11 protein-coding genes and 2 pseudogenes are annotated in these 10,767 nt (G+C 66.7%); 6 read left to right on the top strand and 7 right to left on the bottom strand.

Annotated features, from left to right (window positions below; translation table 11 throughout):
* Positions 1-258, bottom strand: a pseudogene (locus tag JHD07_RS21255) (efflux transporter periplasmic adaptor subunit); the annotation flags it as partial.
* Positions 259-547: 289 nt separating this feature from the next.
* Between JHD07_RS21255 and JHD07_RS21250 the strand changes: the two are divergent.
* From JHD07_RS21250 to JHD07_RS21240, 3 genes are all read left to right on the top strand, one after another.
* Positions 548-823 carry a hypothetical protein gene (locus JHD07_RS21250; protein ID WP_291625448.1) on the top strand — a complete coding sequence of 92 codons (276 nt, stop codon included), beginning with the start codon at positions 548-550 and terminating at the stop codon, positions 821-823.
* Positions 813-989: a hypothetical protein gene (locus JHD07_RS21245; RefSeq protein ID WP_291625446.1), complete on the top strand. Its 177-nt coding sequence runs from the start codon at positions 813-815 to the stop codon at positions 987-989. Before JHD07_RS21250 ends, JHD07_RS21245 begins: the two co-directional genes overlap by 11 nt.
* A 101-nt stretch (positions 990-1,090) precedes the next feature.
* A complete protein-coding gene (locus tag JHD07_RS21240) occupies positions 1,091-1,213 on the top strand; it encodes a hypothetical protein (RefSeq protein WP_291625444.1) in 123 nt (40 codons plus the stop codon).
* A 40-nt stretch (positions 1,214-1,253) separates the two neighbouring features.
* Here JHD07_RS21240 and JHD07_RS21235 read toward each other — a convergent pair whose 3' ends face one another.
* Positions 1,254-2,300, bottom strand: a complete 1,047-nt coding sequence (locus JHD07_RS21235) for a helix-turn-helix domain-containing protein (protein WP_291625442.1) — start codon at positions 2,298-2,300, stop codon at positions 1,254-1,256.
* A 140-nt stretch (positions 2,301-2,440) separates the two neighbouring features.
* Here JHD07_RS21235 and JHD07_RS21230 point away from each other — a divergent pair.
* The 3 genes and pseudogenes from JHD07_RS21230 to JHD07_RS21220 all read left to right on the top strand — a co-directional run.
* Positions 2,441-3,478: pseudogene (locus JHD07_RS21230) on the top strand (methyltransferase domain-containing protein); the annotation flags it as partial.
* 377 nt (positions 3,479-3,855) lie between these two features.
* The gene (locus tag JHD07_RS21225; RefSeq protein WP_291625440.1) at positions 3,856-4,917 is read left to right on the top strand and encodes a LysM peptidoglycan-binding domain-containing protein; all 1,062 of its coding nucleotides are present in this window, start codon (positions 3,856-3,858) and stop codon (positions 4,915-4,917) included.
* Between the two features lie 156 nt (positions 4,918-5,073).
* Positions 5,074-6,348, top strand: a complete 1,275-nt coding sequence (locus tag JHD07_RS21220; protein WP_291625450.1) for a Spy/CpxP family protein refolding chaperone — start codon at positions 5,074-5,076, stop codon at positions 6,346-6,348.
* A gap of 122 nt (positions 6,349-6,470) precedes the next feature.
* Here the strand turns inward: JHD07_RS21220 and JHD07_RS21215 are convergent, their stop codons facing one another.
* From JHD07_RS21215 to JHD07_RS21195, 5 genes are all read right to left on the bottom strand, one after another.
* A complete protein-coding gene (locus tag JHD07_RS21215; RefSeq protein WP_291625438.1) occupies positions 6,471-7,523 on the bottom strand; it encodes a 5-methyltetrahydropteroyltriglutamate--homocysteine methyltransferase in 1,053 nt (350 codons plus the stop codon).
* Between the two features lie 52 nt (positions 7,524-7,575).
* Positions 7,576-8,445 carry a fumarylacetoacetate hydrolase family protein gene (locus JHD07_RS21210; protein ID WP_291625437.1) on the bottom strand — a complete coding sequence of 290 codons (870 nt, stop codon included), beginning with the start codon at positions 8,443-8,445 and terminating at the stop codon, positions 7,576-7,578.
* A gap of 3 nt (positions 8,446-8,448) precedes the next feature.
* The gene (locus tag JHD07_RS21205) at positions 8,449-9,108 is read right to left on the bottom strand and encodes a polysaccharide deacetylase family protein (RefSeq protein WP_291625435.1); all 660 of its coding nucleotides are present in this window, start codon (positions 9,106-9,108) and stop codon (positions 8,449-8,451) included.
* Between the two features lie 9 nt (positions 9,109-9,117).
* Complete coding sequence (locus JHD07_RS21200) at positions 9,118-9,927, bottom strand: ABC transporter permease (protein WP_291625433.1); 810 nt, start codon at positions 9,925-9,927, stop codon at positions 9,118-9,120.
* A 7-nt stretch (positions 9,928-9,934) separates the two neighbouring features.
* Positions 9,935-10,767: ABC transporter ATP-binding protein (locus JHD07_RS21195; protein WP_291625431.1), on the bottom strand; the 833-nt coding region annotated here is incomplete at its 5' end.

The raw sequence follows: 10,767 nt of genomic DNA, 5'->3' as shown, positions 1-10,767 counted from the left end.
GCCCGCTTCCGCCAGCACCTCCGTGACCTTCAGGCCGGGCCGCTCGGGCCGTACAGTGGTTTCCTCACGCGCGATCATCGTGCCGGTGGCCTCGACGATGTCGGAGAAGCAGGATTTCGCAACCTTCAGAACCGTCACCGCCGGGCCCTTGGGCGCGTCGTCCTCGGCGGCAAGCCCCGGATTGGGGCCGAGCACGAGCAGGCCGGCGACGGCTGCGGGATACAGGTTTCGAAGGACGGCACGGGGCAAATGACGCATCGGAAATTCCACGAGGGCTATGGCTTCAATCGATAGCAGACGGACGCCGCGCGCACTACGGCCGCGTGGTCCGGAAACAGGATGCGCGGCCGCAGGCGGTCGCGGCAAGTCTTTGATGAGTCGCAGGATTGAACAACAGGTTCGGTCCTGGCAGGCCCGGTTACCCTCGTCGCCCAAGCCACCTGGCGGCCGGCGGCGGTCGCGGTCAGCTGCGCCGGTCACCCAGCAGCTTGCCCGAAGAGCGCTCGATCAAATGGAAGCGCGTGCAGGCCGGACAGGACACGGACACGTGCGTGCGATCGCCCGGCTCGTCGGTAAGCAGATGCTGCACATTCAGGCCGGTCTGAGGGCATTTGAAGACAATTGGTCGATCCATGACGAAGATATGAGGCCAACGGGCAATCCGGCAAATTACGGATGTTTACGTAGGTCCCTCGGCCGCAATTCCTCGCAGCTCCTGATCCTTCCCGCCAGCGAAGGGCCGCGATGTTCCTCATCGGCGAAATACCCGGTGCCGCTTCGAACCAATGCCGTGCCTTTCGCATTGAAGCGCCATGCCCCGTGAAAACGATCTCGAAGGTGAGCCCGACATGGGCGGCAAGCATGGCGGTCAGGCCGGCCAGCCCAAGCCTCCGCCGCGCCCGCGCGAGGGTGAGCGCGATGGCGACGTCGTGGCAAAGCGCCACACCGGCCAAACCGATCGCGCGCCGCCACCGACCAAACCAAAATAGTGCCTCGCCGGACGTCAGGGCGGGGTCGTGCGCCGGGAACGGCGGCATCGCTGTGAAGTTGGCTTGGTGCGGCAGCGAGGGATGGAAACGGAGGCTGGCTCGTGTTTTGGATCTGTTGGAACACCGCCTGGTCGCTGATCATCAGCGGCATCATGGTCGCCACGATCGTCGGCCACCCCGACTCTGAATTCGTCGAAGTGCAGGCGGCCCGACGGCCGATGTGAGCTCCCGCTTCCAGAGCATGATCCGGAAGGATGTCGCGCTTTAGCCTGCCGCCCGCCGGGGCCGGGCCGGCTGGCGGAGGGTCGGGGGCCGGGATTCCGCCACGTAATCGGGAAGCTGAAACTTGCGCCGGTAGTCCTTCGGCGACACGCCGGCCTGCTTTCGAAACAGGCGGCGGAAGGACGCTACGTCCTCGTAGCCGACCTCACGACAGATGTCCTCGATCGCAGCTTCCGTCGTCTCCAGCAGTTGCTTGGCCTCCTCGATGCGCAGCGTCTGCACATAGGCGAGCGGCGAATAGCCCGTCGCAGCCCGGAAGCGGCGATCGAATGAGCGCTTCGGCAATCCGGAGTGTTGCACCAGCGCCGCGATGACGTCCTGCCGCTGATAATTCTGCGCGATGTAGTCCTGGCACCGCGTGATCACGCCGTCGCCGTGATCGACGTTCTGCACCATCGAGGCGAACGGCAATTGTCCGTCGCGATGCCACTGGTAGAGAAAGACCTTCGACATGCGGATCGCCTCTTCCGTGCCGCCGTATTTGGCGACGATCAGGAGCGCGAGATCCTGCCATGACGAGGCGCCGCCGCCGCAGACCAGATTGTGTCCGGGGCCGTTCTGCACCAGAACGCGCTCCATGCGGAGCTTGACCTCCGGGAAGTGCTTTCGAAACACCGGCTCGTAGACCCAGTGTGTGGTCGCCTCGCATCCGTCGAGCAGCCCGGCTTCGGCGAGCACGAGCGACCCGCCGCAGGACCCGTACATCTGCGCGCCCGCCTCGTGCATCTTCCTGATCCACGCGATGAGCCGCCGGTCGAGCCCGGCGGTGCCGGTCTTCACGGTGACGATCACGTTCGGCACGAACACGATGTCGGTCGATGCGACCTGATCGGCGACGTCCTGCGGCAGGATGCTGACGCCGGTGATCAGCGTGATCGGGCCGGGCTCGGCGCCGACCAGCCGCGGCTCGAACAAGCCGTCGGGCGTGCCGCCTTTGACGCCGTCCCATATGCGTCCTGCGCCCCACAACGTGTCGAACACGCCGTAGATGATCGACGGGTCGCATTCGGCAAACACGGGAATACTCACGCGTACACGTCCACGTGACATTCTGCAGCCTTTGGCTCGATTGGCTCGAAGCTGACTATTCTGCCTCTGCATCGCCAAGTCCAGACACCGTATGTCGCACCTTACCGGGCGCATTGTGCGCGCCTTCGAAGGAGCAAGTCATGAACCTGGATGAAAAGAAGCTCGAGCAGCTGCTTGGCCTCGTCGTCAACGAACTCGGCGCCGCCTCCAATGCGGCGCTGGTCGTCCTCGGCGATCGGCTGGGACTATTCCGCGCGCTGGCCGAACGCCCGATGACAGCGGCCGAGCTCGCCGATCGGACCGGGACTCACGAGCGCTACGTTCGCGAATGGTTGTCGGCACAGGCGGCCTCCGGCTTCGTGAGTTACGAGGCGACCGACGATACGTTCAGCATGACGCCGGAGCAGAGCGCGGTCTTCGCCGATGAAGACAGCCCGGTCGCGATGGTGGGCGGCTTCAGCCTGCTGCCGGCGGTCTATCACGACGAGCCGCGCCTCGCTGACGCGTTCCGAACCGGCAAAGGCTTGCGCTGGAGCGATCACTGCAATTGCATGTCCTGCGGCGTCGACCGCTTCTTCCGGCCTGGCTATCGTGCGCATCTGATCGCCGAATGGCTGCCTGCGCTCGGCGGCGTCGTCGAGAAGCTGGAGCGGGGTGCGAAGGTCGCGGACGTCGGCTGCGGCCATGGCTATTCGACACGGCTGATGGCCGAGGCGTTCCCGAACTCGGAGTTCATCGGCATCGACTACGACGATGCCTCGATCGGTTGCGCAACGGCCGAAATCTCCGGCGTGCGGAATCTCCGGTACGAAGTCGCCCGGGCGCAGGATTTCGCCGGATCGGGCTTCGATCTCGTGACGATGTTCGACGCACTTCATGACATGGGCGATCCCGTCGGCGCCGCCCGACACATCCGTGGTGCTCTGAAGCACGACGGCACGCTGATGCTGGTGGAGCCGACGGCGGGGGACAGTCTCGCCGACAATCTCAATCCGGTCGGGCGCGTTTACTACGCGGGCTCCACCCACATCTGCCTGCCGACGTCGCTGAGCCAGGACGTTGGTCTGGGGCTTGGGGCGCAGGCCGGCGAGAAGCGTATCGCGCAGGTGTTGCGTCAGGGCGGCTTCTCGCAGATCGCAAAGGCTGCCGGTTCGCCCTTCAACATGATCCTGGAAGCGGGGCCATGCCGGCCGCGCACAACAAGAGGCGCAGCAGCCCGGTCGCAGTCCGGCCGGATGCTGCGGACGCAAGGCGAGAATTGCCGTGATCGACATCATCTCCCACCTCCTTCTCGCCCGCGCCTCGCTGGTCGCAGGCCGGTCCCGCTGGTCCTGGAGGCGGCTGGCTGCGCTCGGCCGCCTCAGATGGCGCGAATTCTGGACGCTCACGGCGGGGGCGTAACCGAGGCCGACCTGCGTCGAGGCCTAGGGTATTGCGGGGCAGCACCGGTTCATCCCGGGGATGGCAGGAATCATCCCTACGACCGTCTTGCTGCCGCAGCCAAATCGGCGCACTTTGCCGCCGTCGGCTGATTTGCCACCCAAGGTCCCTTCAGATGATCACCGCATCCAAGGCCTTCATCGCCTTCTGTCTGCTCGCCCTTGTCGGCACTGCGCTCGTGGTCGGCCCGACCGAGTTGCGCCGCCTGCTGCCGGACGGGGCGAAGACCGTCGTCGCCGCCAGGCCGGAGGCAAAGATCGAGCCCAGTGTCGAGGCCAAGGTCGAACCCAGGATCGAACCAAGGGCTGAACCCAAGGCTGAGGCCAAACCTGAGCCCAAGCCGGAGCTTGCCGCCGCCGCACCGCCTGCCCCCGCAGCAGCGCCGACGCAGGGCACCGAGCCGAAGGCGGGCGTGCTGGCCGAGACGCAGAAGCAGGTGGCCGCGCTCGGCGATCTTGTGCCTCGCAAGCCGCCGGCTCCGGCCGCAGATGCCGGCCCCCGTTTCGACGTCGGCCGCATCGACGAGCGCGGCGAAGCCGCGGTGATTGCCGGCCGCGCCGCGCCGGGCGCGAGGGTCGAGCTGCTGCGCGACGGCAAGCCGCTCGATACCGCGGTCGCGGACGCTTCGGGCCAGTTCGTGATGACGCCGCCGCAATTGCCTGCCGGTTCTTATGAGCTGACGCTCCGGGCCAAGGCGCCGGACGGCACGGTGGCAGAGTCCGGCCGGACCATGCCCGTGACCATCGCCGAAGCGGCGCGGCCCGCACCGGCCGCGAAGCAGGAGGCGAGACAGGAGACGAAGCAGGCCGAGAAGCCGGACGAGAAGCCGGATATCGTGGCCGCCCTGCCATCCGCCTCGCCGCGCCTAGCGTCGGCGCCCGACAAGCCGGCGGCCCGGCCGCGCTTGACCGGCGCGCCGAAACCGAAAGCGCTCGCCCATGCGCCGGCGCCGACCACGCTGGCATCGGCCTCGCCGACGGACGTGCTGACCGCTCCCCCGGCGGATGGCGGGAGCCGGGTCATCTCCAAGGGCGACAGCCTGTGGGCGCTCAGCCGGCTCGCTTACGGCGACGGCGCCCGTTACGCGGTGATCTTCAAGGCCAACCGGGACAAGATCCAGAACCCGAACCTGATCTATCCCGGCCAGACCTTCGTGGTGCCGCAAACGGCGGAGTGACGCCGCTCCGGCGTTGCCGACGAGCGTTGCGACGCTTTGCCCTGTGCTGCTTCGGAACGTTCGGTTCCCTTGCGCGTCATTGTGACTGCGGCGCATTGCGCGCATGCCACGAGGGAGGGCCAGGACGTGGCCAGGTCGGCGGTCAAGTCGGCAATCATGTCGGGGCGCATGAGACTGGCGCTGGCGGGCGCAGCTCTCGTGATTGGGGCAGTGTTGCTGCCAGACAAGGCCGAGGCGCAGTTCGGGTTGCGCGGCGGTCCGCTCGGCGTGGCGCGCTTCGCCGTCGGCCACATGATGGGGATGTCGCGCCTGCGCCACTCGCGCATGGCGGTGCGCGGCAGCCGCTACCGCTCCGCAGCGCTGAGGTCGCGAGACCCTCGTCAGGATTCCCGCGCCGAGCGCGGCCAACTGTCGAACCCCTACGTCATGCGCGCGGCGCTCACGGCGCAGGCTGCGCTGGCGGGTTGGCAGGGTGGCCGCAAATCGCAGGGCTGGTGGCGCCACCCCGATGGCAGCTATGGCTGGGCCGGCCCGGTGTTCTGGCCCTTCGCCCATGACGATCTCACCAACGCGATCATTCTCGGCGATGCGACCAGCCTCTCGCTCTACGGCTATGGCGACATCTATGCCGCGCTGTTCACGCCCTATGCAGCGAAGGAGCTCGCCGCCTATACCAGGTCGCAGGGCCGGCGTGCGCGGGTGCCGTCCGCCGAGACCCTCTGCGAGGCCAGCGACACCGGCGGCCTGCCGGTCGAGCGCATCGCGGGCGCCGTGCAGCCGAACGAGTTGCAGCGCGCCGCGCTCGACGAGCTGGCGTCGGCCTGGATGGCGGCGGCCGAGGCCATCGGCGATGCCTGCCCGGCGCAGGTGCCCGCGGATGCTGCGGCTCGCCTCGGCCTGATGCGCGAGCGCATCGAGGCCATGATCAAGGCCGTCGAAACCGTCGAAGCGCCGCTGTCGAAGTTCGTCGACCTCCTCAATGATGAGCAGAAGGCCAAGCTCAACGCCCTCGCCAATGAACGCCGCGCCGCGCTAGCCGCGCTTCAGCGCAAGGACTCGCAGGCGGCCGCAGCCTGCAAGCCAGACTACGATCCCCGCTACGACGTGAACGCGCAGCGCCAATACGAGCAGCTGGTGCAGCAGCAATGGCCCGCTGCCGACATCGCCGCGACCCTCCATCTCGACGAGGTCGCCCGCGCCCGCCTCGAGGTGCTGCAGGGCACCGCGCTCCGCACCATGCAGAAGCTCAGCGCCTGCCCGACCGAGCCCGCCGCGACGGCGCAGGCCCGCCTTGCCGCCGTGAAGGCGCGGCTGCAGACGTTGCGCGAGGCGGTGAACGGCGTGGCCGACGCGCTCGACGATTTCCAGGCCGACCTGAGCGACGAGCAGAAGGCCGCCTTCGAGGCGATCGGGCCGAAGCGGGGGGCGTGAGACCCTCGCCGAAACGCTTGGCGCGAAAATCGCTGGAGCATGATCCGGAAAAGCGTGTAGCGTTTTTCCTAAAGGATCATGCTCGAACAAAACCTGAAGCGCGATGACGGTTCATCCAAATCTCATAGCGCCGAGCCAAGCTCGCGCCGGACTTTCGCCGCTGCATCGCACATCGCCTTCAGCTTTCCGAACGCGGTCGCGCGCGGCATGTATTTCATGCCGCAATCGGGCGCCGGGACGAGACGATCCGGCGACACATATTTCAGACCGTTGCGAATGCGATCGGCGACGATATCGACGCTCTCGATCTCGGGGTCCGCGAGATCGAGCACGCCGAGCATGATCTTCTTCGACGACAAATCCTTGAGCACGCCGAGATCGAGCTTCGGCTGCGCCGCCTCGATCGAGATCTGGTCGGCAATGGTGTCGTCCAGTTCGGCAAGGAAGGAATAGCCGGCGGGCTTGTTCGAGCCCGGCACGACGGCGGCATAGCCAAAGCAGAGATGCACCACGGTCGGCACCGTGATCCCTTGTAGCGCGCGATTGATCGCCTTGACGGCGTAGCGCTTGGCGAGCTCCGGATTGTTGCGCACCCAGGGCTCGTCGAGCTGGATCACGTCGGCGCCGGCCTTCTGCAGATCGAGCGCCTCGGCGTTGACGGCCTCGGCGAGCGCCATCGCGAGCTCTTCCTCGTCCTTGTAGAACTCGTTCTTGGCCTGCTGGCTCATGGTGAACGGACCGGGGAGGGTGATCTTGGCCGCACGCTCCGTGTTCTTGCGCAGGAACTGCATGTCATGAAGCTCGACCGGGCCCTTGCGCCGCACGGGACCGACGACGCGTGGCACCGGCGTCTGCGTGTTGCCGGTGCGTGCCACGATCATCGCGGGATTGTCCCCGTCGATGCCGTCGAGTGCGGTAGCGAAGCGGTTGGAGTAGCTCTCGCGGCGGATCTCGCCGTCGGTCACGATGTCGATGCCGGCGCGCTCCATGTCGCGGATCGCGACGATGGTGGCATCATCCTGGGCTTCTTCCAGATGCTCCGGCGGCAACCGCCACATGTCGTGCAGGCGCGTGCGTGGCACCACCTTCGACAGCATGGCGCGGTTCACCAGCCATTCCGGCTGCGGATAGCTGCCGACTACGGTGGTCGGCAGGATGTGCGACGGCATGGGCATGGGGCTCTCTTTCTTCTTGTTGTTGTGGCTTGTCGTTGTTGAGCGCGACCGTTCAGGCCGCGCGCGTTGCCGCGACTGAACCCTCGTCCTTGACCGGGTTGCGCAGGATGCCGATGCCGGAGATCTCGATCTCGACGGTGTCGCCGCCCTTCATCCACAACGGTGGCGTGCGATAGGCGCCGACGCCGCCGGTCGTGCCTGTCACGATCACGTCGCCGGGCGCGAGCTCTGTGAAGGTCGAGCAATAGGCGATCAGGGCGGGGACGTCGAAGACGAGATCGGAGATCGGCGCCTTCTGCACTTCCGCGCCGTTCAGGCGGGTGATCAGCGTCTGCTTGCTGATGTCGGTCAATTCGTCGGTCGTGACCATCCACGGTCCGAAGCCGCCGGTGCCGGCGAAATTCTTGCCCGGCGCGAATTGCGAGGTGTGGCGCTGCCAGTCGCGGATGCTGCCGTCATTGTAGCAGGCATAGCCGGCGACATGGCCGAGCGCGGCTTCACGCGAGATGCGGCGGCCGGCCTTGCCGATGATGACGGCCATTTCGCCCTCGTAGTCGAAACGCTCGGATTCCAGCGGCCGGATCATCGGCTGGCAATGACCGACCTGGCTGTTGGCGAAGCGGGTGAAGATCATCGGATGCGCCGGCGTCGGGTGACCGCTCTCGGCAAGATGCGTGGCGTAGTTGACGCCGATGCAGAAGATCTTGTCGGGATCGGGGACCGTCGGCAGCAATTTAACGTCCTCGAGCGCGTAGTCGGGCTTCTCGCCGCCCAGCTTCTTCAACTCGTCGAGCGAGCCCTTCGCAAGCAGTGCCTTCAGCGTCGGATAGGCCTTCAGGCGCTTGCCGGCGTCGATGACACCTTTGTCGGTGACGATGCCATAGCTCGCCGTGCCGGCGATGGTGAAGCTTGCAACTTTCATCGGTCAAACACTCTCTTCGATGGAGGAAACATAGTCGTCGATGGGAAGCGCGATCTCGCCGTTGCGGATCGGAACGCAAGGCGGCGGGAAATCCTGGCGGAAGCGGGCGCCGGCCGCGGCGGCGCGATCCAGAAACCGTTCCAGATGATCCATCGCGCCGGTCGGCAGGTCGTGCAGCACCATCAGCGTCCAAGGCTGCCGGCTGCACTGGTCGAGCGCACGCTCGGTCCAGCCCTCGGGGTCATCCCAGTCGCGAGGAATGGAATTCCAGAGCACGCAACTGTGCTTCTCGCGAGTGAGATGATCGACCACGGACGGCTTGAGCAGCCGCCGGTCGAGATTGCCGCCGCCACCGAACGGCCGGAACCAGCGCTGCGGATGAGCGAGGTTGCCGATCGCGTCTTGCGTACGGCCGATCTCGTTCTCCGCGGTATCGCGCCCGGATTGCTCGCCAAGCGGAATGCTGTGCGTAAAGGTGTGATTGCCGATCCAGTGCCCCTCGCGGTGCGTGCGCTCCGCAAGGCCGCGCCGCTCGGGATCGGCGAGCTTCTCGCCGATGACGAAGAAGGTGGTCTTGATGCCGCGCTGGCCGAGAATGTCGAGCACGCGCGGCGTCACGTCGGGATCGGGGCCGTTGTCGAATGTTAGGGTCAGGTCGTACACGCGCGTACCTCAGGTCGCCGGCTGCATCGCGCCCGATGCGATCTCGTCATTGGACTGACCGCCACGGGTGCCGGTTTGCCAGATCGCCGCCTTGCGCTCGATCCACCTGATGATGGCGTTGAAGCCGATCGCAAGGAACAGCACGAGCAGCACGCCGGCGAACACGTGCGCGCTGTCGAGAATGGTGCGGTAACGCGAGATCAGATAGCCGATGCCGGCCGAGGAGATCAGCATTTCCGAGACGACCACGCCGACGATCACCAGCGCGCCGCCGACACGCAGGCCGGACAGCACCGTCGGAATCGCCGCAGGGATGATGACGCGGACGAGCCGCTGGCTCAGCGTCGCGCCCATGCTGCGGGCCGCCAGCAGCAGCTGCGGGTCGATGGTCTGGATGCCGGCCGCGGTCGCCAGCATCGTCGGCAGGAAGCCGTAGATCGAGGCGAACGCGATCTTGGACTCTGAACCGATGCCGAGCCAGACGGTGAAGACCGGGTAGAGGATCACCAGCGGCACCGCGTAGAGGCTCGATACCATCGGCATGATGAGGATGCGCGGGCCGGGCAGGCTGCCAACGATCGCGCCGAGCAGGATGCCGCCGCCACAGGCAAAGGCCATGGAGACCACGACCTCGTAGAGTGTGACCGCAAGCGCATGGCCGTACTCGCCCGCGTCGGTCCAGCCGGCCATCAACGTGGACGACAGCGACGGCAGGAACAATTCGGCAATGAGCCCGCTGCGCGGCAGCAGCTCCCACAAGGCGATCAAGCCGATCACGATCAGATATCGCAGCGTCTTGGCACTGATCCTTGCGCTCATCCCCGCCTCATGCCGATTTGCGGATGTGCCGCCAGATGCGGTCGCGCAGGCTGCCGAAGGCATCCCCGCTCAGCATCTCGTAGGTCCTCGGCCGCGGCAGCTGAACCTGGAGATGGTCGACGATGCGGCCGGGCCGCGCCGACATCACGATCACCTCGTCGGCGAGATAGACGGCTTCCGTCAGGCTGTGCGTGACGAACACGACGGTCTTGCCGGTGGCGGCCCAGATCCGCAGCAGCTCGTCGCCCATGGTCATGCGCGTCTGTTCGTCGAGCGCCGCGAACGGCTCGTCCATCAGCAGCACCGGCGGGTCCTGCACCAGCCCGCGCGCGATCGAGACCCGCTGCTTCATGCCGCCCGAGAGCTCATGCGGATGGCGCTTGCCGAAACCGTCGAGCCCGACCAGCTTGAGCGCATCCTGCGCCTTGGCCCTCCGCTCGGCCTTGGGAACGCCGCGCAGCGCCAGCGGAAACTCGACATTGTCCTCCGCCGTCAGCCAGGGAAACAGGCTCGCCTCCTGGAACACCACGCCGACCCTGTCGGGATCCGGCTGCGGAATCGGCGCGCCGCTGATCGTGATCGTGCCCGCGGTCTGCTGGCGCAGGCCCGCCATCATCATCAGCAGGGTCGACTTGCCGCAGCCGCTGGGGCCGACCAGCACGACGAAGCGTCCGGGCTTGACCTCCAGCGAGACGTCCTCCAGCGCGACGACGTCCTGCGACCGGGTCTTGAACACCTGGCCGACGTTCTTCACCTCGATCGCGCCGGCGCGCGCGGCGGGCTTGAGCGGGGTCACGTTCGCCAATGGCTGCATCGCGTTTCCACCCATCTGACAAGTTC

This window comes from Bradyrhizobium sp., from assembly GCF_016462955.1.
GTDB lineage: Bacteria > Pseudomonadota > Alphaproteobacteria > Rhizobiales > Xanthobacteraceae > Bradyrhizobium.
This window is presented reverse-complemented; position numbering and strand designations above follow the sequence as displayed.